The following is a 23,496-nucleotide window of genomic DNA, read 5'->3' on the forward strand; positions in this document are numbered from 1 at the left end:
AATTTAGGATGAAAATAAAATGAAGAATATTGTTTTTTTGACTCGCCTTTCGATGCAAAATGCTGGTAATGAGGCTTTATCATCAGAATTATTAAACTTATTCGAAAGTCAAGAAGGAGTTACTGTCAGGGCTTTTGATCGTTATCCTCAGTATTTTTTCAAGTATGAATTGAAAAATATTATTGGTGGAGATGAAAAAGATCTAATAAATAAATTTGATAAAATATGTAATAGTTTATTAAATAAATTTTCTGACACTAACTTCTCATTGCTAAAACCTGAAAATATAGTAAGCCTCAATACAAAAGGTAAAGAATTAACGGGTAATTTACGTAAATTAAAACAAAAAATAGCGATTAGAAAAAGGTTAGCTAAAGTTGGCTTACTAGGAAAAAATGATGTTAACACTGTTGTTAATACAATATTAAAATCTGATCAGTTAATTTGGAATCCAGCGGGTGAAATACATCCAACGGGTAGTGTTGATGAGGTTCTTAGAATACTTATCCTCATAAGAATCGCCCAACTATCTGGCAAAAAAACATATATTATAAATCACAGTTTAGAGCTATTTGATGATTCATTGACAGTTATTCTGGGCTATATATACAGAAACTGTAACAGGATTTTGGTCAGAGATCATGTATCGGTTATCGAGACGGGAAAAATAGGTGTCGATAAGTCCGATGTTTTTGAAGTACCTGATGCAGTTTTTCTAACGGTTAATCAAAATGATGTACAAATTGAAAAAACAAAAGGAATATGCCTAGCAATTAATGGCCTTGAGGCTATACATGCATCTGAGTCACAATGGGATGATTTTTTTAGTAGATTAAAAAAATTCAATAAGCCTATTTGTTTTTTGTCAAACGCTATGAATCATGATATGAAATTTGCAATGAAGTACTCACAAAAATTTGATATCGAAGTCATTGACTATCAGCCAAGCTACAAGGTTATACAAGATTTTTATAAAGATTTTGATGTCCTAATTAGTAGCCGTCTTCACTCTGCTATTTTGGCTCTAGCAGAGTCAGTTCCAGTAGTGAGTATCGAGCCTTCTGTTTTTAAATTGACTTCAATATTTGATCAGATAAATTACCCGATTAAAACCGTAAATTTAAATGACAATGCTTGGGTAGAGAAAACAATTGAAAATGTGGGTCTCTCATTAAATAATAAAGATATTTTTATTCAGGTCCCTGAGAATTTAAAAAACATTAAAGATAAAGTAATTAATGGTTATAAAGATATGTTTAATAATTAATTTATAGATATATATTTGAATTGCGCTTTTTATTTATAGGATTAACTGTATTTAATTTAGCGCTTTTCTATTTTTGAATTATTAACTCCTAATACTGTATAGAGAGAAGTGTGTCTTTAAACAAAAAAATAGTAAGTGGCTCTTTTTGGAGTTTAATTGGAAGCTCAGGCTATCAACTTTCTGGGCTAGTAATATTTATTATATTATCTAGAATTTTATCTCCTATAGATTTTGGTACTGCTGCATTAGCAATAGTATTTGTAGAGTTAACAAATGTTCTGGTCCGCTTCGGGCTTGAACAAGTTATAATACGTACTATTGAAGTAGAAGAGGACTTCGTACAAAACAATGTATTCGTAGCGACTTTGTTGATAGGTATTGTTACTAGTATAACTTTTATTTTGACTGCACCTTACATTGAGTCATTTTTTAGCGCCCCAGGACTAGCTATATCTTTGCAAATACTATCAGTAGTTCCAGTAATGCAAGGTTTAACAACCGCACCAAATGGTATTCTAAAACGTAATTTCAAATTCAAGGCTTTAGCAGTAAGGTTATTAATTTCCTCTATAATTGCAGGTCTAGTTGCTATTTATTTAGCTTACAACGGCTTTGGCTTTTATAGCCTAGTGGTTCAAAAAATTATATCCATTTCTTTGGAGCTTTTTTTAGTGTGGAAATCCATCAAGTGGAGACCGGTAATTAAATTACCTTACGGGCATATTATTAGTATTTTGAGACAGGGGCAACCGATTGTTTTGAGCGCGCTAATAGGGCAGGGTATCTTTAGATTTGTTGAGTTAATTATTGGATACTTTCTTGGTGTAGCTGCGTTAGGTAGCTTTAAAATTGCAGGTAAATTACTCGATGTCATTGTGCAGTTTACCATTAAGCCTATTGTGGATGTTTCATTTTCAGCATTTTCAAAACTGCAAGATAACCCATATAAACTAGAAGCTTGTTTTGTTCAGTTTATTACTACGACAGGTTTATTTGCTCTGCCAATATTTGCCGGCGGATATATAATTGGCTCTGATATGGTTTATCTGATTTTCGGTGATAAGTGGGCTGAAAGTGGCCTTATATTCTCTATTCTTTGCTTAACAGGCTTAAGCGCTTCATTTAATTATTTTTTTGCACCGCTTTGTCATTCTACGCATAACTCGCATATACCATTTAGACTAAGGATATTTGAGTTTATAGCTGTTGTTTTTCTCGTTAGTATTTTTTCTCAGTATTCTATATACCATGTTGCATTTTCTAATGTTGTTACGACATCATTAATTACTATTACAATGGCAATTATAATAAAATATAAATTTAAATTTTCTCTTAATTCAATTGTTAAGGCATTATTGCCATCAATAATATCATCACTGGCTATGTTGCTAGGTTTATATCTCATTCTAAATTTATTTTTGCAGAATAGCTTACCTATTGAAAAGATAATTTACTCAATAGCCGTTGGTTGTGTTATTTACTCGGCAGTCTACCGGTTACTTTTTCCAAAACACTCATCTGAAATGTTGAGTAATATAAGGAATTTGATCCAAAAGAAGAAATGATTTTTAACATGACTACTAGTATTTTATAATGTTTGTAAATTAAAAATATAACGCTATCTATAATAGATTTTCTAGGGGAAGTTTGTGAAGTTATTAACACTTCAGTTTCTAAGAGGCTGGGCATCTATAATTGTTGTTGCCTACCATGTTCATGGTTTAATTATTAAACGACATATTGAGTTAGGTGCAGAGCATTCCTTTTGGCTTGCAGAAAATCAGTTTGTAAAGATAGGGGCAATAGGGGTAGACATATTTTTTATATTGTCTGGCTTTATTATTTTTTACACCTCAAGAAATACAAATGATATAGGTTTGTATCTTAAAAAAAGAATTGTCAGAATATATCCTATTTGGTTTGTCGCTATATTTTTTATGAGTGTATTAGCTTTATTGCCTGGATCTTCAGCTGTGTTTGACGGGCTGCATGTGTTTTATTCATTACTATTGATTCCACATGTCTACGAAGGGGCGATTGTTCCTTTTTTAAAAGTTGGTTGGACTTTAAACTATGAAATTATATTTTATATGTTATTTGCTCCCACATTATTGCTTGCTGCGTCAAAAAGATTAGAAGTAATTACTGTTTTCATAACGTTACTTTCTATATTTGCACATTTAACTGACTTAAATTTAGCCATTATAACCTTATTAAAAAATCCAGTTTTATTTGAGTTTGTGATAGGTGGTTGGCTAGCGAAACTATATTTGTCGGGCTACAGAATATCTAAAAACATTATGCTTGTAGTGGCTATATTTGGGTGTTTATGGTTATTTATGTACTTTACAACACCCTATTTATGGGAGTACACGTCTTTAATATCAAGAGCACCTATAGCATTGTCTATTTTTATTGTTGCAGTACTTTATACACCAATAAAAGATATGAAAATTCATAAGTCATTTGTTTACTTAGGTGATGCCTCTTATTCAATATATTTATTTCATATGTTTCCAATAATGGTTGTTAGTGGTGTTTTGGGGCGTAATTTAACTCCTCAAATACAGTATGTACCAATAGTAATTACTTGGTTATTTATCACTTTAATTAGTGTGCTATTTGGCTGTTTTATTTATAATATTATCGAAAAAAACATCAACATTAGATTAAGGGAATATATATCTAAATGAAAATTTTAATGCTTACATGTCAATACATGCCAGATGTATTTGGTGGTGCTGAAAAACAATGCGGGCGAGTCTCTAAAGGAATACAAACTGAAGGTGTTAGTGTACATATATTAACATCACGCCAAAAGTTAAAAGGCAAAGCAAATGAGGTAATGAACGATGTGCCTGTAACGCGTTTATATTCGCCCATAGCCCCTGACTTACTTGGTCGCTGGTTACCCTTTTCAGTATATTGGTTAATGCGCGTATTAATTTGGGGTATGTTTAATAACAAAAGCTTTGATGTAATACATTGTCACCAAGGTAAATTTGGTGCTTTTGTGGGTTGCTGCCTGGCGCGTCTATTTAAAAAGCCAATATTAATAAAAGTAGGTAACTCTAACCAACATATGGATTTTAAAGCATTAAAATCTAAAAAGATTGTTGGGCCAATTATGGCTAATTTTGTGCTAAAAACTAACCCTACAATAGTCGCAATATCGGGTGTTATCGCACAAAACTGTAAAGAGTTTGGCTTTAAAAATATTATTAATATACCAAACAGTATTGATAAAAGCTTAATCGATATTGATAACCCAGTTTTAAATGATAAAAACGATTCTGTAATAAATCTTTTTTATCATGGTAGGTTAGAGCAAATTAAAAAAGTAGATGTGCTAATGGAGGCGTTTGCATTGCTTACTAAAAAACATGATCAAGTGCATTTTCATTTAATAGGTAGTGGTAGTGTACTACCTGCAGCAAAAAAATATATTGAAGCAAATAACCTACAAAACAAAATAACATTTTATGGTGAGGTTGACGATCCGGTAAATTTTATTAAGCAATTTGATATTTTTGTAAATGCCTCTGAGGCTGAAGGATTTTCGAACTCATTACTTGAGGCTTTATTAGCAGGAAAGGTGCTAGTTTCGACACCTGTAAGTGGGGCAAGCGATGCTATTTTTACAGATAAAAACGGTTACATTGCTACAGGTTTTAGTGCGGCTGAAATTGCTAAAAGTACAGAAGATGGTATTGCATTACATTATAAAAATAGTGGTGAAGTGCAGGTTTTTTCTGAGCAATTAATAGCATCTAACTTTACAGTAGATGTAATAGCAAAAGAATACGTAAAGCTTTATAAAAAATTACTTGGAGCTTCTTAGATGAAGGTTTTAATAGGGATGACGCGTTCGGATACTATTGTATCAGGTTCATTTAAACATATTTGCCAAATTGGCGAAAAGTTTAGAGACGAAGGTGCAGAGGTTGTATATGCACTAGGTGGTAACGGCGATGCTATAACAAAATTGCGAGCAGCTGGTTTTAAAGTGCATGCTTTAACTAATTTAAAAAGAGATTTAAGCCCACTGAGCGACATTTGGTCATTGTTAAAATTAATATGGCTAATTATTTCAGAAAATCCGCAAGTTTGTTCTTGGCATACAGCTAAAATAGGTGCGCTTGGGCGTATAGCTGCAATGTTTACTTTTAAACGCTCTTATTATGTTCCTCATGGTGTGCCTTTTGTTAATACACCCGAAAATAAAGGCTTTAAAAAATATGAGCGACTTGAAAAGTTACTATCTTATTTACCTTCAAAAATAATAGGTGTGTGCGAGTTCGACAAAAATGAATATTTGCGAATAGGCGTGCCCGACAAAAAGCTGTTAGTGATACGTAACGGTATGCTTGGTAAGTTTGACGATACGTGGGAACTAACAGACAAACCCGTTAATTTTATTACCGCAGCCAGATTTGAAGATCAAAAAGACTACACTACACTCGCTCAAGCGTGTGACTCTTTATTAAGGCAAGGTAAACCGTTTACTTTAAGCATATATGGCGACGGCCAGTATGAAGCTAAAGTAAAGCAGTTGTTTGATCACTTTCCTGAAGGTGTAATTCATTTTTGTGGTGTGGTTGACAACTTTGCTGAAAAACTAACTCAAGCTGATGTATTTATACTCTCTAGCTTTTGGGAAGGCTTACCGCGCAGTATTATCGAAGCAATGGCGTGTAAAAAAGCGGTAATTGCATCTAATGTTGGTGGCTGCTCTGAGCTAATAATAGAGGGAGAGTCGGGCTATTTAATTCCTATTCGTGATGCATCTACAATGGCTATTGCCATGGGTGAATACATTAATAATAAAGCTAAAACAGTTTCACATGGTAATGCTGCTTACACGCTATATAAGCAAAAGTACTCGTTACCTGTAATGCTAGAGAGTTACGCAAAAGAATATGGTGTAATAAAAAGTGGTGTAAATAATTAATATGCCTATTAAATTATCACTTATATGCCCTGTTTATAAAGTGGCTGAATTTATACCTGATTTAATGCAAAGCCTACTGCAAGGTGTTAATAGCGATCAAGTAGAAATTATTTTTGTTGACGATTGCTGCCCTGAAAATTCAATAAGCCTGTGCGAAAGTTTTATTTTAGAGCATAAATCAGAAATAAAATTTAATTCAACAATAATTAAGCAACCTAATAATAAAGGCCAAGCTGCTGCACGTAATGCTGCTTTATTAATTGCTAAAGGTGAGTATATTGGCTTCATAGATTCTGACGATGCAATTGCTTCTAATTATTGGGATGTACTCTCATCTTATGTAAAAGCGGCAACAAATGACATAATTGAATTTAGTTTTGAAGAGTTTACTTCTGTTTTGCCCGCTAGGTCTACTTTGGTATTAACCGAGTTAGAGTCATCAAATTTAAACCCGTTCTATAGTGGTTTTTTTGTTTGGACTCGTTTATACAGAAAAAGCATGTTGAATGGTCTTATTTTTCCTGAAGGTATGATTTACGAGGATGTTTTTTATAATGTCCAGGCTTTTTCGAAGGCGAGTACAACAGTGAAGATTTCTTCCGTTTTGGTTTATTACAGAAAAAGGGCGGGTTCTACAACTAGTTTACGTACTTCTACTTATTCTCATTTATTACTCAACTTAGTTAACTCAGTTAAAGACACTATTGAGCTTTTCGATCATAAAAACATTGTTACTTCAGAGGTTGCTAGGTTCTCTTTACTAACAGTATTAAAAGGTTCTAAAATTAAAGATAGGAAAGACAGGCATCTATTTTATAGGCAATGCTTAAAAATAAATGATTCGTTTAAACCTTTGTTCCTTAAATACAATGATTCTATTGTTGAACGTTTAAAATTTAGTTTTACTTATTTTTGTTGTTTCATTGGGCGAGTTTTGTAATTTAACTGTGTATTTAAAATTAAAGCTTATTATGGATAATAAATGAAAAAAATAGTGCACATAACTAACGACCTACAGCGTCTAGGTGGTGTTCAGCGTCTGCTTGTAGATTTAATGACACTACAAAACAATGACTTTAAGTTTGAAGTGATTTTAACTCGTGGCAAAAATGAATACGTAGACGAGTTAAAAGCTTTAGGGGTAGAGGTATTTCATAAGCGTGACTTAGGTTTTTTAGGTGTTATAAAACGCTTAAATGCAGCTGATTTAGTGCATACCCATTTATACCCCTCAATTTATATTGCGTATTTTACGAATACTCCAACAGTGGTTACAGAGCATAACCCGCATTATAGGCGCCGAGATTTACCTTTTATAAAAACCCTTGAAAGCATTATTTATAAAAAATTTAAAAAAATTATTTGTATATCGAAGGGCGTTAAAACTAAATTTTTAGAAAGCATTAAAGCTAGTAGCTCAAAAGCTTATGTTATAAATAATGGCGTTAATTTAGATCGATTCTCTCAAATGCCTAAAACACTCAGTGCTGACGCTAAAGTGATTAATATAGGTATGGTTGGCCGTTTTGCACCACAAAAAGATATAAAAACCCTATTAAAATTAATGACATTACTTGATGAGCGTTTTGTGCTTAATTTAGCGGGCGATGGAGAACTAAGATCAGAGTATGAAGATTACGCATTAAGCTTAGGGGTAAGCAATAAAGTTAAATTTTTAGGCCAAGTTAATGATATACCGGACTTTTTAGATTCACTTGATGTTTATATACAATCTTCCCATTGGGAAGGATTTGGTATTGCAGTAGTAGAGGCAATGGCAGCCGGGCTCCCATCATTTGCCACTAATGTTAAAGGTTTAAATAATGTAGTTGTTGAGCAAGGTTTATTTGAAGTGGGCGATACACATACATTAGCTGATAAAATAAACACACTGGTTAATGATGCTAATTATTATAATGAGCAGTCTGTAGCTGCGCTTAATAAAGCAACGAGCTTTTCAATTATTAATACAGCTATTGAGCACACCCAAATTTATAAAAGTGTGTTGAACAATGTTTAGCATTAAAGTGAAAAACCTTGAATATGTGCTTTTTATGATTACCGCTATGGTAATACCATTATATTTCACTGACTTTAGACTCAAAACCGGTGGAGTCATAATAAGGCTATCTGATGTGCTAGCCTTGTTTTCGATTTCTATTTTTGTATTACTGCTATTAAAAAATAAAATAGTTATTAAGTACCCAGTTGGTTTTAATTATATATGCATTTTTATAGTTTATTGCTTTTTTAATGCATTAGCGCAGGTGGGTTTAACTAAAGCTATTATTGCGACCGTACAGTGGATGCTAATTCTTTTTACTTTAGTGGTGGTATATACAAATGCGGTGAAAGATCCAGAAAAGTTTAGAGCAATTTTTATAAAAACTTTATTAGTGATATGTTTCTTTACGTTGGTTTATCACTTAATGCATGGTCACTTAACAAGCTATAAATTTTTGGGTGACGCTAAGTATGCCTTTGCTTTAACTGGTGTAATACTTATAAGTTGTGCTTATTATTTTGACGATAAAAGCTACTTAAAACCATTAATATTTTTATACCCAGTAATATTGCTCTCTCTAGAGCGGAAAGGGATTTTGGCATTTCATATGGTTGCTTTTTTTTATATCTTCATCAGTGTAAAACCGTTAAATAAATTTATAATGCTGGCCTTATGTAGTTTAACTGTACTGCTATTGGCATTATTTTACGACTTATCATTTTTAAATGATTTTACTTTTTTTGAATATTCAGATTTTGAAATGCTTTACCTAGATGAAGAGCAAGCTTTGTGGATATCTAACTTGCACAGACAATCATTATTGACAAATGGATGGGATATATTTTCGACTCATTTTGTTTTTGGTGTAGGACCAAAAATGTTGCCTGTGTTTATGAGTGATTACTATATTAATCAAGGGCTTGCACTGTATACGCACAACGTTTTTTTAGATACATTAATTGAGCAAGGCACAATTGGCTTGTTTTTATTAATTTTGCCTTATTTAATTCATGTTACTCGAGATGCTGGGTTAAAAAACAAAAAAGATAAAATGGTTTTTATTGCTTTATGCTTATACTCTATTTTTATGCTGCTTTTTATGTCTGGTGGTGCTCCATCTATGGTGATTTTTTACTTACCAATTTTTAAAGGTTTTATTGCCAACAAGGCGAGTGATTAGCTTGTTACATTTATTTAAATATTTAACAATGTGGAGTAGTTAATGCCTACTTTATCTGAAGACCCAGCGATAAGAAGCTTACTAAATAGAATGCCCAAAGGTGTGCAAAATAGCTTTACTGAAGAGCAACTGTCTCACCTTAAAATAGCTATTGGTGCTAGGCAGTGGGGAGCTCATGCTGTAGATTGTAGAGGCGTTGTTAGATTATTTAAGTACAGATATTACTTTGTATTATTAGCTGGTCGAAATAGGCGTCAGTTAAGTGCTACCGAAAAAAAAGCCTCTGCCGTAGCGCAGGCTATTGTAGTAACGTTAGGTTTTTTTATACTGCTACTCTTAATTTATTTATTAAAATCGGCGTTAGGTATTAACCTGTTTGAAGGTTTTTCATTAGGTATATGGAGTTACGTTAAAAGTTTATTTTTGTAGTTTAAATATAAACAAAATTTAAATGTTTATTTTTGCTTATATATGTTTCGATTGCATTAAGAACAAGTTAATTTGGTTGTGGCCTGTTACACTATTTTTAGCTTTTAAGAAACTGCATTATTGAATACAGGTAAGTAATACGTTATTATTATTTATAGCTCTGTGGGTATTTATCCACTGCACTTTACTTAGGGACTAAAAGTATGAAGTCGTCAAGGACGTTTAAGCCTAATAGCTCATCCGATGCTAGTTTTTATCGTTTATTCGATATATTCGCGTTATTTTTAGCCTTTCAATGCTCTGCACTCTTTTATAGTTTTGAACTGACAGCCCATTATATGGTAGCTGTTTTAACTGTTGCTCTAAGTTTTTTATACTGCGCCGAAATATTTTCTGCTTATCGCTCTTGGCGAGCAGGTAAATTTAAAACTATGGTTTTATGTGCTTGGGGTTCGTTATTTGTTGCCTTTAGTATTTTATTCGTCATATCTTTTATGTTTAAGTTTACCGAATCGCTTTCGCGTATTGGCTTAGGTTTGTGGTTTTTACTCAGTGTCGTTTATTTGTATATATGGCGCTTTGGGGTGCAATTATATAAACGAAATCGCCGTAGTTTAGGTATGAACTTACGTAACGTTGCAATAGTAGGTGCTACAGAGTCTGCTGTTTATTTGTATGACGAGATTGAAAAAAACGATGAGCTTGGTTTTAAGTTTTTAGGCTTTTTTGACGACCGTAAACCAGACCGATTATTTAATAACGTTAAAACGTACGATATAGCAGGGACAATTCAAAATGCTATATGTGCCGCCCGCGAAGGCAAAATTGACATACTTTATATAGCACTCCCAATGAAAGCCGATAAGCGTATAGCCGATTTGTTACTGCAACTTGGCGACACCACGGTAGACGTACACTTTATACCTGACTTTTTACTTTCAAACTTAATACATGCCCGTGTTGAACACGTTGGCGATGTAGACACGCTAAGCGTTTTTGAATCTCCTTTTATTGGTGCTCGTGAGTTTATTAAACGCACCGAAGACATAATAGTATCGTCGATTATCTTGCTGCTTATATCTCCTATGCTTATTGCTATAGCGTTTGCTGTTAAGTTTACTTCTAAGGGGCCTGTAATTTTTAAACAAGACAGATATGGGCTTGATGGGCGTAAAATTAAAGTATGGAAATTTCGCTCAATGTCGGTAACCGAAAATAGTGCAGTGGTAACTCAAGCTACTAAAAACGATGCCCGTATTACTAAGTTGGGCGGCTTTTTACGCCGCACTAGCCTTGACGAGCTACCGCAATTTATAAACGTGCTAAAAGGCGATATGTCAATAGTAGGGCCACGCCCACATGCCGTTGCTCACAACGAAGAGTATCGTAAAAAAGTTGAATTTTACATGTTTAGGCATAAAGCTAAACCAGGCATAACCGGTTGGGCACAAATTAATGGCTGGCGCGGCGAAACCGATACGCTTGATAAAATGGAAAAACGCGTTGAATACGATTTACATTACATAAAGCATTGGTCTTTATGGTTAGATGTTAAAATTATTTTTATGACAATTTTTAAGGGATTTAAAAATGCAAATGCATACTAAAAAATCAGTTATACCTTGTGCTGTAGTTTTATTGTCGGCAACGTTGTCTGCTCCTGCGTCGGCCGAATTTACGCCAGGCAGTTTTATGACCAAAGATGGTGCCGAAATTACCCCAGTTTTGCAAACGGGTTTAAGCGTTAACGATAACGTTTTTAATACGCCAACCGACGAAGAGTCTCGTGTAATTTGGACTATTTCGCCAGGGGTTGCAGCGGTAATAGACGATGGCCCCGACAGCTACAAGCTAAACGTTGGTACCAGTAGCTCTTTATATAATAAAGATTCTGTTGATAACTTTACTCAAGTTAATTTGGGTGCCGGCATACATAAAGAGCTTACCAGCCGACACGTTTTTGATATTAGCGGCAAGGCTGATTGGTTGTACGAGCCACGAGGTACTGGTTTAACACAGGGCTTGGGCGATATTGTTGACGAGCTAATAAAGTACCAACAACAAGATATTACTGGTACTTATAAATTTGGTTCGCAAACATCTAAAGCCCAATTAGAGTTGGTGTCTGGTTTTTATAGTAAAAAATATCAAAATTTTAGGGCTTCATCACAATTTCGTGATTACGATAAAACGTTAGTTGGTGCAAAAGGGTATTACAACACCCAAGCTGCAACACGCATGTTTGTAGAAGTAACCCGCGATGACTTCCGATACGACGTTTTAGAGGCTAATGGTGTTTCACGTAATTCTGACGATATTAAAGTTCTTTTTGGTATGGAGTGGGAAGCAACGTCGCTTACCTCAGGTACATTTAAACTTGGTTACCAAAACAAAGACTTTGACGATAACCAACGTGAGAGCTTTAGTGGCTTAAGTTGGGAGGCTGGCGTTACTTGGCAACCTTTAACCTACTCTACGTTTGATTTTACAACCAGTAGAGCGGCAACAGATCCACTGCTTGAAGGCGATTACATTAAAGAAAGCACTTACGGCGTTAAATGGAAACACGATTGGAGTGACTATTTAGCCTCTGTAGCAAGTGTGAGCTATATTGATGAGCAATACACTGGCGACATTGGCCGTAAAGATGAAACTAAAAGTGCTCGACTTGGCTTAAATTACCAAGCTAATAACTTTGGTTTAATTTCGACTTATGTTGATTTTGTTGATAAAAACTCAAACCAGCCATTAATTGAGTTTGATCGAGTAATAGTGGGTGTTAATTTTACGTTTGCTTTAAAGGCTAATTAATGAACTGTAAAATTTTTTTTAGTGCTGTTTTGTTGTTACTAAGTGGAGCTTGTTTTGCGCAAACGGCGCAAGACTATGTGTTGGGCCCTGGTGATAAAGTAGAAATAAAAGTATTTGGTGAGCCCGATTTAGAGGTTACTGCACTGCTAGGCAATAGTGGTGAGGTTAATTACCCATTTTTAGGAGCGCTTAAGCTTGCTGGGTTAACTACCTTTGAGGTTGAAAAGTCAATTGCTAACGGCTTACAGCCTGATTATTTAAAAACCCCAAGTGTATATGTTCAAGTTGTTGAGTATAGGCCTTTTTATATTCATGGTGAGGTTAAATCTCCTGGTGCTTACCCTTATCAGCCAGCTATGACAGTTAACCAAGCCGTTGCATTAGCAGGTGGTTTAACTGAGCGGGCATCAACCGATAAAATTTATATTTTTAAAGAGCAAACTAAGCAGCAGCAACAAAAAGGCACCCTTAATAGCCAAATTGCAGCAGGCGATACAATAAAAATAGAACAACGCTTGTTTTAAGCAGTTTTAAAGGCAGTAAATAATGAATAAGTTCGAAAAGAATTCAATTGATAACGAAGACGTTATTGATTTCACTGTTTATCTAAAGGTTTTACAGCGTGCTAAGTGGCGTATTATTGGCTTTTCGGTAGTTGTTACGTTGTTAACAATTATGTTTGCTTTAACACTTGTGCCGCAATATACGGCATCTGCTACGTTACTTATTGAATCAGAGCAATCTAAAGCGGTTAGTTTTGAAGAAATTTATGGCCTTGATACTACAAAAAAAGAGTATTACTTAACGCAGTTTGAAATACTTAAGTCTGACAGTATTGGCCGAGAAGTAATTACCAAGCTTAATTTAGAAGAACATGGCGATTTTATTCCTAAACCTAGTTTAATGGGGGAAGTTAAAGGCTATGTAAAAGGTTTACTGCCTTTTTTAAATAAAAATGAAGAAAGATATTTATCTGCAGAAGAAAAAGCAGAGCAAAAAATGCTTTTTTTATTGAGTATTTATAAATCTAAGCTAAGTATTGAACCAATCAGAAATACCCAACTAGTAAATATAAGCTATGAGTCGAGCGATCCCGCGTTAGCCGCTTTAGTAGCTAATGCTGTAGGTGATATATATATAGAAAGCCAAATGCGTGCCAAAATGGGAATAACTCAACAGGCTTCTAGTTGGTTAAACTCGCGGTTATCGCAACTTCGTATTCAGCTCGATAACTCAGAAAAGCGCTTACAAGACTTTAGAGAAGATCAGCACCTTATTGATATTGAAGGCATTGCAGGGCTTGCAACACAAGAGCTTGAGCAAATATCTGCTCAGTTAATTGAAGCTCGAAACGAAAAAAACAAGCTTGAGAGCATTAACAGAGTTATAACCGAATACGGCAACAATAACCTTGAGTTATTAGGCAGTATGCCTGAAATAACATCGCATAATGTTATTCAAAACGTAAAACGTGATGTAGTTACCGTTGAGCGTAAGTTAAGTGAGTTAAGTGAAGTTTATGGCCCTAAACATCCTAAAATTATATCGGCCAGTGCAGAGCTTGTTACCGTAAAAAATAATCTCAATAAACAAATTAAAGGCCTAATTACGGGTATTGAAAAAGAGCTTAATAGGGTTACAAGAACCGTTGGCGCTCTTGAAAATGATTTAAGTAATATAAGAGCGCGTTACCAAGACATTACCCGTAAAGAAACTCAATATAACCAGCTAAAACGTGAAGTAGAAACTAACCGTAATATATTTAATACGTTTTTATCACGCTCTAAAGAAACCGAAGTAACCAGCGATTTTACCTCTGCGGCAGCGCGTTTTACCGACCGAGCGTATGCACCTAATAACCCTAGTAAACCTAATAAAAAGCTTATTGTTGTGCTTGCATTTGTAGCGAGCTTTATTTTTGCAATAGTTATGAGCTTTATTTTTGATGCCCTTAACGATACCGTTAAAACTAAGCCAGACGTAGAAAGCAAGTTAGCTCAGCGAATGCTTGGCTTATTACCACAGGTAAGTTTACCTAAAAAAAGCGTTTTGCCTATGCATGCATATCTTGACGAAACCTATAGGCGCTTTGCAGAGTCGGTAAGAACATTTCGTACTAGCTTACTTTTAACTCAGCTTGATAAACAGCATAAAATAATTGCAGTTACCTCTACATCGCCAGGTGAAGGTAAAACAACTACATCTTCTAATTTAGCTATATCATTAGCTCAAATGGGTAAGGTATTACTAATTGATGGTGACTTACGTAAGCCAGCTATCGCTAAGCGATTTGAAATACCGGTTTATCATCCTGGTTTAACAAATTTAATAGTGGGTACGGAAGAGCTTAGTGAGTGTGTTCACATTGATGAAAAATCAGGTGTAGTAATAATGCCAAGCGGGCAAATACCAAGCAACCCACTTGAGTTATTATCAAACGTAAAATTTACACAGTTGATTGAACACCTTAAAAGTCAGTACGACCATATAATTATTGATACACCACCAACACAAGCCGTGAGTGATGCATTAGTTATAGCGCAAAGTGCTGATTCAGTTATATATGTTGTAAAATCAGACGTTACACGTATTAAACCAATTAAAGCTGGTCTTGAGCGTTTGTTTGAAGTAAAAGCACATGTAGCTGGTGTGGTGCTAAATCAGGTGGATATGAGCAAGTCTAACGATGAGCATAGCTATGGTTATTACGATTACCACGATTATTCTAAAAAACCTGAACCAGAAAATACTTAAACGGCCTATTACATTGTGATTGATATACATTCACACATTTTGCCAGGTATTGATGATGGCGCTAAAGATTTAAACGAGTCTTTAGCGCTTTTAAAAATGGCGCAAAGCGACGGTATAACACATATTGTTGCAACCCCACATATTCATTTAGGCCGATATAATAATTCGGCTCCCCAACTTTTTAATGATTTAGCCCTATTAAAAGCAGCTTGCTTAGCTCAAAATATTAATATAAATATTGCACTAGCTGCTGAGGCTCGCCTTGATGTTGAGTTAATGCCGCTTATTTTAACTAATAAACTACCGTTTATTGGCAAAAAAAATGGCTTTAATTATTTATTGTTAGAACTACCTCATTCACATGTACCTCAGGGGTACGACAAATTTATTACTTGGCTAACTAAACAAAATATAAAAGTGGTTATTCCGCACCCAGAGCGAAATCGTGATATTCAGTCAAACCTATTTTACATCGAAAAACTAACACAGTTAGGGTGTGAGTTTCAGTTAACAGCGTCTAGCATTGAAGGCCTATGGGGAGAGAAAGCTCAGTATATTAGTGAGCATATGCTTAAAGCCGATTTAGTTAGTTATATTGCATCTGATGCTCATTCGGTTAACCGTAGGCCACCTATTTTAAGTAAGGCAAAAAAACGAGTAACCGATATGCTTGGTGAAAGTAAGTCGCATGCACTGTTTGTAACAAACCCTAAGTGTTTAACTGAGGTGTTATTTAATGATTGAGAAGCTGGTTATTAAGCGGTTACACCTTACACTGTTGGCAATAGTTACACTCATTATTTGTTATTTTAGTTTACAAAGTATGCGCGCTAATGCCTGGTATTTTAGCTCACTAAATACAGTACAAGAGCTCAGTAATACCTCACCCATTGATGCACCTGAGGTTTATAATAATGAGCTCAACAAAGCCCAAAATGCTATTAAGTTAGCCATACAGCTTGAGCCTGAACATGCCCATTACTTACATTTTTTGTCGTATATTAAGCTTCTAGTTTTAGCTAAGACTGATCTCATTGAGCAAAGTAAGCTAGATACTGAATATAAAGAGATACAATCATTTTTACTTCATTCTACCCAGATTAGAAGCTCATGGGCTGAAACTTGGATTGAACTTGCTAAAGTTACTAGTTACCAACAAGGGCCAAGCAAACAAGTTTTAAATTATATTGAGCAGGCTAAAAAAGTAGGTCCATACAAGCTTGAGGTGCATTTGGGTATTATAGAAATTTCATTAGCAAATTGGCAGCAACTACCTCCTGAGTATAAGGCACTGTATGTAAACTCTTTAAGCATGGCTGCCCAATATGGCTATCGATTTAACCATATTTACACTATTGCTAAACAATTAAATCAACTACCTACTTTGTGTATGTCACTACAATTTGGTGTTGCATACAAAAAACTCAAACAGCGTTATATTTACAAACAAACCTGCAAATAAAAACGCCCAGAGGCTTATAATAAACCTCTGGGCTATAAAGTGACTCTAAATTGAGCCTATCGTTAACTAAAACACTTTCTTGGTTCGTTAGGGAGAAGAAGAAAGTACTTTAAAGTGTAGTAAAGCTATTGAAAAAAGCATAACTAATTTAGCCTCCAGGTTAGATTTGATAACAAATGATTAGATTAATTATGCGTTATTTGTATTTTAGTTTAACCCCAACTTATTAGCCATGTATTTTGTGCTAGATCGCGCGGCAGTGTATTTTTGATCTTATTTTTTGCCATTCCCGAGCCCAATAGGACAACTACACAGTGTTAATACTACTTCACCTGTTGTTTGAGTTACTCAAGTGAAGTTCATACTCTACTCTCTAAATAATCGTGAATCTCTCGTTTTAAAGGTAAATAGACTGTTTAATGTCATTGATGCTACCTAAATTTAATAGCTCTCAGCTGTAAACACACGCTTAAGCATAATTTAGAATACGAGGCCTAGGCACCTCTGTAATAGAGTGCCTATCTTTTTACACTGTCATTATTCACTTTGATCACTTTACAAATTAAATCGACTATAAATTTACTCCTCTTTAATTAACCCAACTAATTTAGCCGCCCCTAATATGGAGGGATGATCGTCGTCAAAATATAGAGGTATAGAATCTCTAACCGCGTAGCAATATTTTTCATCACAAAAAGCATCTTGCGGTTTTATGAAGTGAACATTGCTAGGGTAATTGGAGTTATCAAAATGACTTATAATGTACTTATTTCTTTCCTTATACCAATCTAAATCAGTGCCTAAAATATTAACGAGGCTGCTTTCAGTTCTAGATGCAACACCTATTAATTGATTTATGTTTCGTTGTAGTTCAGGTATTGGATAAAAAATATAAACATTATCTTTTTTTAATGCGAGTTTAAAGATTAGTTCATCCATATGTTTAGTCATTCGGACAATTTCATCTGTTATTTTTGAATCACTATGTTCAGGATAATTAATAGGCTCTCCCCAAAAGAAACTACCAGTAAATCTGTGATTAAAAACAACATTTTTAATCTTATCCTTATTCAATATATAATCTACAGTCTCGTTATACCACTTTGCACATTTTCCGAAGTTTTCAGCTTCTTTATATGAAATTCTACAGCCAGAAAAACTAAATTGTTTCAACCCAATATTGTCGAGTTTTAACTTTTCTGCTAAGGCATATGCTATTTCAATAGAATGGCTATCGCCTAAAGTCGCCCACGATATATTCCTTCCAAAATATTCACAAGACTCTGCTGGAGCACGATATTCTTTTATATTGCATTTATTTCTAAAAGGACTCGACTGAGCATTATAAATTAATGATTGGTATTCAGGAGATGATAGATAAATAAAGCCATCTTTTATAAACGTAACAGAGCCTAAAGTAACAATGAATAATCCCATATAAAGCGGTTTGCATTTCAAATAACTAAATAAAGAGTTGTAATCATTTCTGAAGTTTATTTTTTCAACATATTTGTAGCTCAAAAAACCGAGTAAAACTGATATTAAAATACCAGGGTAAATGTAAACTCTACTTAACGAGAAGTAACTAATAGCAACAACTATAAGCCAATGCCATAGGTAAATTGAATATGACCATGAGCCTAGTTTATTGAAGATTATATTACTTGTGATAAGACTATTATTACGCTGCGCTTGAATAACTAGGAAGGATCCAAAAACTGGAAGTATGGCTAAGTAACCAGGCCAAGGAGTGTCTTTAGTTATTAAAAAATAAGACCCAAAAATAAGAGTGATGCCAGTCCACTCAATGGGTATTTTTTGTTTTTCTTTAATATTAAATGGGTATAGATAAGCAACTCCACCAATCATCATTTCCCAAGCTCTTGTTGGTAACAAATAATAAGCAGCCTCAGACCATTTGTAAGTAGCTAAAACACAAAATAAGAATCCCAGTATAGTACCAATTAGAATCGTTAGTTTAATTGCTCTAAGAGATATTAGCTTGTGGAGCATAACAAGGACTAATGGGTAAATTATATAAAATTGCCATTCAACAGATAATGACCACGTATGTAATAGCCATTTTTCATGTGAACTAACATCAAAATATCCAGATTCTCTCCAATAAACTATATTTGATAAAAAACTCATACTGCTTGCAGCATGAATACCCAGTGCTTCATAGTCTATGGGTGATATATAGAACCAGCCAAATATTAGCAAAATAAAACAAAGGAGTGATAGGGCGGGGATGATCCTATTTGCACGCGCAACATAGAACCTCAAAATAGAAAATTTTTCTTGTTCTAATCCTTTAAATATTATCCCTGTCATTAAAAAACCAGAGATAACAAAAAATACATCTACACCTGCAAATCCACCAGGCATCCAAGACGAGTTAAAATGGAATAAAACAACAGCAATAACTGCTATGGCCCTTAAGCCATTAATATCTTCCCTGAACTGCAAATTAATATTCCTTGTTTAATATACGCTCTCGTAAATGATACTGAGTAATAACGGTAGTAAAGTAATAGTCATTAATTTTATGTATTAATTTAGCTTATCTATATATAAAAATAATTGAATTATTCATTATACGGTTAATTAATTGTTAATTACAACTGTAAGGTCCAACTTATTAACTGCGTATTTTGCACTAGATCTCGTGGTAGTAAATTGTGAACTTATTTTTAATTCCGCTGCTTACGAGGGTAACCACACCGCGTTAAAATTATCTTACTACTTATTAATAAACGATAAATTCTTCTACTTAATAAGGCATATAATTATAATTCAGAGAGTAATATTTACTATAGTTTAGATGAAACTAAGCTAACGTTTATTTGTTTTTTCCTCAGCCTTAACTATTCCTTTTCTGAGCTTTGATTTTTTCCTAATTGTTCATGAATACTTCATCAAATACCGGCGAAATAACTTTAGTTCCATACAAATTTAAATGATCATCGTCGAAATAGAGTGGTTTTCCATCAATGTCTCCATGGCAAAACTCTGAATCACATAAAAACGGGATTGGGTTTAATATTTTAGCCCCGCATTTTTTAACCGCTTTATTTTGCATCTCATACGCTGTTTTTTGACGTGTGTCATACTCTAATTTAGGAAGTTTTACTCTTTCCATTTGGTTTTGAGTTAGCGTTGATCTAAACATAGATTTAGGTACATTAATTTTTAACTCAGGTACTGGCCTCAATAAATATACAGGATTATTTTCTGATAACTCACAAATAGTATCGACCATATGCGATACCAAATTCTTTCTATAAGCATCACTTCTTGTTTGAAACCTTTTATCAACAAAACTGTCTGGGGGAGTGCTGATTTTATCTTCGTTGCGACCGATTAAGTTTAATGATGTTCTATTAATAATTATTATGGGTATACCGGTAAACTCATTACCAGCACGTGTGATTAATTTACTAATTAGTTTACCGCAAGAGTCATCTATAACGTTACCTAGCCTGTCTGTAGTATAAAGCCCCTTTATGGTATTACAGGCGCTCAATCCCCAATCGATCACAGAACCATTATGTAGTTTTGCTTTAACACCAATACCCTCAATTAAGGCTTGTGCATGGCTATCACCTAAAACGATAGCCTTAACTTCACCGTCACCATATCTACAAGACGGAGAATCTCCCTCGATAAGTGAACCACAATAATGCTCTCGGTTATTTCTATGCATACCATTAGTAACAATCAATTGTTCAGAGGTTAGCCTAACCTCACTATCAAAACCGTTAGTTGAAATAACTATGTAGCCAGCTATTCCAACAGTTAATACTAAATATAGCGGTTTACACTTTAAATAATCTAAACGTTTATTAAAATCACTTTTGAGCTTGATTTTTTCAATATATTTGTTACTTAAAAATCCAAGTAGTACTGACAATGCAATGCCGATATAAATATAATTATTATTTAAAGAAAAATAATAAATGATTACAACTAAAGGCCAATGCCATAAATAAATCGAATACGACCATGCACCTAGTTTTTTAAAGACAATATTACTTGTGACGATACTATTGTCGCGTTGTGCTTGAATAACAAGAAATGCACCTAAAACAGGAAAAACAGCAAAGTAACCAGGCCAAGGTGTATCTTTTGAAATTAAAAAGTAAGAGCCTAAAATAAGTGCAATACCGGTCCATTCAACTAACTTTTTTTGTTTGTCTTTAATGCTAAATGGGTACAGGTATGCAACCCCACCTAACAACATTTCCCACACTCTTGTGGGTAATAAAAAGTAAGCACCTTTGGACCATTTATAAGTAACCAGAACACAAAATACAAAGCCTAAAATAGTGCTAACTAACACTACTTTTTTCATCATGTCTATAGATATAAATTTATATAGTGCAACAAGGACTAATGGGTAAATAAGATAAAATTGCCATTCAACAGATAATGACCACGTATGTAATAACCATTTTTCGCTTGCTAAGGCATCAAAGTAGCCTGATTCTAGCCAGTACGTTACATTTGATACAAAAGTTACACTGCTAGCGGCATGTTTTCCTAATGATTTATAGTCTTGAGGGGTAAGGTAAAACCAACCTAAAATTAATAATATAATGCAGAGAATTGCGAGCGCTGGAATAATCCTATTTGCGCGTGCAACATAGAACCTTAAAATAGAAAATTTTTGTTGTTCTAAACCTTTAAATATTATCCCTGTCATTAAAAAACCAGAGATAACAAAAAATACATCTACACCTGCAAATCCACCAGGCATCCAAGATGGGTTAAAATGAAATAAAACAACAGCAATAACTGCTATGGCCCTTAAGCCATTAATATCTTCCCTGAACTGCAAACTATTATTCCTTATTTGATATAGATTCTTTGTAAGTGAGACGAAGCAACAACGCTAGTAAATTAATCATCATTAATTTTATGTATTAGCTCAGCTTATTTAGATACTTAGTTCATTTAAATGCTTTAGTATTATATGGTTAATATATTGTAAAGTATATGCATTAAACCCAGCTTATTAACTGAGTATTTTGCACTAGATCTCGTGGTAGTGAATTTTTGATCTTATTTTTTTGCCATTTTCCTAGCCCAATAGGGCAACCACACAGCGTTAATACTACTTCCCCTATTGTTTGAGTTACTTCAGTTAAGCGTATATCTTTACCTTGAAAATAATCATTTGCTTGCTCGTTATTTAAAGCAAATATATTGTTTTTACACTCATTGCCAAATACGGTTGCAAATTCGTGCGTTAGCCTAACGCCGTTTTTATGAATAATTCCAATTTGAATACCTAAACGTGCGTACTTAATTTTATTTTGTACGGCTTCAAACCCCTCAGGGAACAACCACAGTTCTTTATCTCGCTGCATTAAGTTGCCAGGTAGGTTAGTTAACCCAAAGTGCTTTTTAAGCGATTGCATAAACGCGACGCTTTGTTTTTTATCAAACTCGTTAAACGGAAACGCGCCTTTTTTAACAGTTTGATTTGGATTATCGCAACTTGTGTGCTTTTTAAATTTAGCAATAAAAAAGCCTTCGCTGTCGAATGTTTGCGGCCATACATGTAAGTAGCCTTCATTTGTGGTGGCTTTGCTCGCACCTTCAAATAAATCACTTAGTGACTCAGGCGCTATATAGTCGCCAAATTCACTCAGTAAATAATCGCACACTTGCTGGTTTTCGAGCGGGGTAAGTGTACAGGTTGAATACACTAATGTGCCACCGGGCTTTAGTGCGTAAAATGCGCTTTTAATTAAGTTTTTTTGTACTTGAGCTATTTGTATGTTTGATTCTATTGACCAATTTTTAAGTGCGTCGGCGTCTTTACGTACTGTGCCTTCGCCAGAGCAGGGCGCGTCTAGTAATATGCTGTCAAAGCATTCAAACATGTAGCTGCCAAATATAACGCCATCAAAATGCGAGAGCGCACAGTTACCTACTCCCATACGTTTGAGTGTTGCGCTGAGTACCTTTAAACGAGATGACGATAGCTCATTTGCAACAAGCACGCCTTGGTTATCCATAAGTGCTGCAAGTTGTGATGTTTTAGAACCCGGTGCTGATGCCATATCAAGCACGGTGTTATTTTGAGAGTCTGCGAGTTTAATACTTTGCTTTAATGCGATAGGGGGCAGCATTGAACTTGCTTCTTGCACGTACATAGCCCCGCTTAGATGTAAGTCGGTATTACCAAGGGCTAGGTTTTGCTCTTCATCGTTTGGGCGCTCTAACCAAAAGCCTTCACTGCACCATGGGATTGGGGTTAGCAGCCAATTTTTTTCAGTGGCACGTTTTACAAATTCTTCAATGCTAATTTTTAAAGTATTAACGCGGATAGATTTTCTGAGTGGCCTGCGACACGCATTTAAAAAGTCATCTAAGTTTAGATGCGCTGGTAAATAGGTTTTTACGTCGTCAATAAAGTGCTCAGGAATAAAAGTGTTGGCGTTCACGCGTTAGCTCATACTATAAAAATAAAGCGTGATAATAGCATTTATATAACGCATTTTCAGTGCTTAAAAACGTAACATCCAATTTATTGCTATGTCGACACTTTATTGGTTTGGCCTATTTTAAAGCGTATTTTATACGACTTTAGATTAATAGTGTCGACAATAGGTGTGTTTTTTAGCCA

Annotated in this window: 18 protein-coding genes and 1 pseudogene; 15 read left to right on the forward strand and 4 right to left on the reverse strand. The window is 34.5% G+C overall.

The window, feature by feature from the left end:
* Positions 1-19 precede the first annotated feature (19 nt).
* The 15 genes from I6E72_RS00615 to I6E72_RS00685 all read left to right on the forward strand — a co-directional run bounded on the left by I6E72_RS00615 (position 20) and on the right by I6E72_RS00685 (position 16,859).
* Positions 20-1,267, forward strand: a complete 1,248-nt coding sequence (locus tag I6E72_RS00615; protein WP_197110775.1) for a polysaccharide pyruvyl transferase family protein — start codon at positions 20-22, stop codon at positions 1,265-1,267.
* 110 nt (positions 1,268-1,377) lie between these two features.
* Positions 1,378-2,832 (forward strand): lipopolysaccharide biosynthesis protein, encoded by a 1,455-nt coding sequence (locus I6E72_RS00620; protein WP_197110776.1) that lies wholly within the window; start codon positions 1,378-1,380, stop codon positions 2,830-2,832.
* Between the two features lie 84 nt (positions 2,833-2,916).
* Positions 2,917-3,960, forward strand: a complete 1,044-nt coding sequence (locus I6E72_RS00625) for an acyltransferase family protein (RefSeq protein WP_197110777.1) — start codon at positions 2,917-2,919, stop codon at positions 3,958-3,960.
* Complete coding sequence (locus I6E72_RS00630) at positions 3,957-5,108, forward strand: glycosyltransferase family 4 protein (protein ID WP_197110778.1); 1,152 nt, start codon at positions 3,957-3,959, stop codon at positions 5,106-5,108. The genes I6E72_RS00625 and I6E72_RS00630 overlap by 4 nt, the downstream gene beginning before the upstream one ends.
* A complete protein-coding gene (locus I6E72_RS00635) occupies positions 5,109-6,218 on the forward strand; it encodes a glycosyltransferase family 4 protein (RefSeq protein ID WP_197110779.1) in 1,110 nt (369 codons plus the stop codon).
* Between the two features lies 1 nt (position 6,219).
* Positions 6,220-7,158, forward strand: coding sequence for a glycosyltransferase family 2 protein (locus I6E72_RS00640; RefSeq protein ID WP_197110780.1), 939 nt, complete (start codon positions 6,220-6,222; stop codon positions 7,156-7,158).
* Between the two features lie 42 nt (positions 7,159-7,200).
* Positions 7,201-8,238, forward strand: a complete 1,038-nt coding sequence (locus I6E72_RS00645) for a glycosyltransferase (protein WP_197110781.1) — start codon at positions 7,201-7,203, stop codon at positions 8,236-8,238.
* A complete protein-coding gene (locus tag I6E72_RS00650; protein ID WP_231620486.1) occupies positions 8,231-9,403 on the forward strand; it encodes an O-antigen ligase family protein in 1,173 nt (390 codons plus the stop codon). Before I6E72_RS00645 ends, I6E72_RS00650 begins: the two co-directional genes overlap by 8 nt.
* Before the next feature lie 42 nt (positions 9,404-9,445).
* Complete coding sequence (locus I6E72_RS00655) at positions 9,446-9,832, forward strand: 3-phosphoshikimate 1-carboxyvinyltransferase (RefSeq protein WP_197110782.1); 387 nt, start codon at positions 9,446-9,448, stop codon at positions 9,830-9,832.
* 203 nt (positions 9,833-10,035) lie between these two features.
* On the forward strand, positions 10,036-11,439 hold the full coding sequence (locus tag I6E72_RS00660) for an undecaprenyl-phosphate glucose phosphotransferase (RefSeq protein ID WP_197101866.1): 1,404 nt from the start codon (positions 10,036-10,038) through the stop codon (positions 11,437-11,439).
* The gene (locus I6E72_RS00665) at positions 11,423-12,643 is read left to right on the forward strand and encodes an outer membrane beta-barrel protein (protein WP_197110783.1); all 1,221 of its coding nucleotides are present in this window, start codon (positions 11,423-11,425) and stop codon (positions 12,641-12,643) included. The genes I6E72_RS00660 and I6E72_RS00665 overlap by 17 nt, the downstream gene beginning before the upstream one ends.
* Positions 12,643-13,167, forward strand: coding sequence for a polysaccharide biosynthesis/export family protein (locus I6E72_RS00670; RefSeq protein ID WP_197110784.1), 525 nt, complete (start codon positions 12,643-12,645; stop codon positions 13,165-13,167). Before I6E72_RS00665 ends, I6E72_RS00670 begins: the two co-directional genes overlap by 1 nt.
* Positions 13,168-13,189: 22 nt before the next feature.
* Entirely contained in the window at positions 13,190-15,397 is a 2,208-nt protein-coding gene (locus I6E72_RS00675) for a GumC family protein (protein ID WP_197110785.1), read from the forward strand.
* Positions 15,398-15,412: 15 nt separating this feature from the next.
* Positions 15,413-16,141 (forward strand): tyrosine-protein phosphatase, encoded by a 729-nt coding sequence (locus tag I6E72_RS00680; protein WP_197110786.1) that lies wholly within the window; start codon positions 15,413-15,415, stop codon positions 16,139-16,141.
* The gene (locus I6E72_RS00685) at positions 16,134-16,859 is read left to right on the forward strand and encodes a VpsP family polysaccharide biosynthesis protein (RefSeq protein WP_197110787.1); all 726 of its coding nucleotides are present in this window, start codon (positions 16,134-16,136) and stop codon (positions 16,857-16,859) included. The genes I6E72_RS00680 and I6E72_RS00685 overlap by 8 nt, the downstream gene beginning before the upstream one ends.
* 212 nt (positions 16,860-17,071) lie before the next feature.
* Here the strand turns inward: I6E72_RS00685 and I6E72_RS19920 are convergent.
* From I6E72_RS19920 to rsmF, 4 genes and pseudogenes are all read right to left on the reverse strand, one after another.
* Positions 17,072-17,207, reverse strand: a pseudogene (locus I6E72_RS19920) (methyltransferase RsmF C-terminal domain-like protein); the annotation flags it as partial.
* Between the two features lie 231 nt (positions 17,208-17,438).
* Positions 17,439-19,328 carry an acyltransferase family protein gene (locus I6E72_RS00690; protein WP_197110788.1) on the reverse strand — a complete coding sequence of 630 codons (1,890 nt, stop codon included), beginning with the start codon at positions 19,326-19,328 and terminating at the stop codon, positions 17,439-17,441.
* A 427-nt stretch (positions 19,329-19,755) separates the two neighbouring features.
* Positions 19,756-21,699 (reverse strand): acyltransferase family protein, encoded by a 1,944-nt coding sequence (locus I6E72_RS00695; protein ID WP_197110789.1) that lies wholly within the window; start codon positions 21,697-21,699, stop codon positions 19,756-19,758.
* 163 nt (positions 21,700-21,862) lie between these two features.
* Positions 21,863-23,314 (reverse strand): 16S rRNA (cytosine(1407)-C(5))-methyltransferase RsmF, encoded by a 1,452-nt coding sequence (gene rsmF, locus I6E72_RS00700; RefSeq protein ID WP_197110790.1) that lies wholly within the window; start codon positions 23,312-23,314, stop codon positions 21,863-21,865.
* Positions 23,315-23,496: the final 182 nt, after the last annotated feature.

This window comes from Pseudoalteromonas sp. NSLLW24 (assembly GCF_015864725.1).
Classification (GTDB): Bacteria; Pseudomonadota; Gammaproteobacteria; order Enterobacterales; family Alteromonadaceae; genus Pseudoalteromonas; species Pseudoalteromonas arctica.

What these genes read in the sequence shown, in the direction of transcription:
- I6E72_RS00670 (WP_197110784.1), top strand. Translation starts at nt 12,643, where the DNA reads ATGAACTGTAAAATTTTTTTTAGTGCTGTTTTGTTGTTACTAAGTGGA.
- I6E72_RS00630 (WP_197110778.1), top strand. Translation starts at nt 3,957, where the DNA reads ATGAAAATTTTAATGCTTACATGTCAATACATGCCAGATGTATTTGGT.
- I6E72_RS00635 (WP_197110779.1), top strand. Translation starts at nt 5,109, where the DNA reads ATGAAGGTTTTAATAGGGATGACGCGTTCGGATACTATTGTATCAGGT.
- I6E72_RS00660 (WP_197101866.1), top strand. Translation starts at nt 10,036, where the DNA reads ATGAAGTCGTCAAGGACGTTTAAGCCTAATAGCTCATCCGATGCTAGT.
- I6E72_RS00685 (WP_197110787.1), top strand. Translation starts at nt 16,134, where the DNA reads ATGATTGAGAAGCTGGTTATTAAGCGGTTACACCTTACACTGTTGGCA.
- I6E72_RS00615 (WP_197110775.1), top strand. Translation starts at nt 20, where the DNA reads ATGAAGAATATTGTTTTTTTGACTCGCCTTTCGATGCAAAATGCTGGT.
- I6E72_RS00645 (WP_197110781.1), top strand. Translation starts at nt 7,201, where the DNA reads ATGAAAAAAATAGTGCACATAACTAACGACCTACAGCGTCTAGGTGGT.
- I6E72_RS00655 (WP_197110782.1), top strand. Translation starts at nt 9,446, where the DNA reads ATGCCTACTTTATCTGAAGACCCAGCGATAAGAAGCTTACTAAATAGA.
- I6E72_RS00640 (WP_197110780.1), top strand. Translation starts at nt 6,220, where the DNA reads ATGCCTATTAAATTATCACTTATATGCCCTGTTTATAAAGTGGCTGAA.
- I6E72_RS00650 (WP_231620486.1), top strand. Translation starts at nt 8,231, where the DNA reads ATGTTTAGCATTAAAGTGAAAAACCTTGAATATGTGCTTTTTATGATT.
- I6E72_RS00665 (WP_197110783.1), top strand. Translation starts at nt 11,423, where the DNA reads ATGCAAATGCATACTAAAAAATCAGTTATACCTTGTGCTGTAGTTTTA.
- I6E72_RS00675 (WP_197110785.1), top strand. Translation starts at nt 13,190, where the DNA reads ATGAATAAGTTCGAAAAGAATTCAATTGATAACGAAGACGTTATTGAT.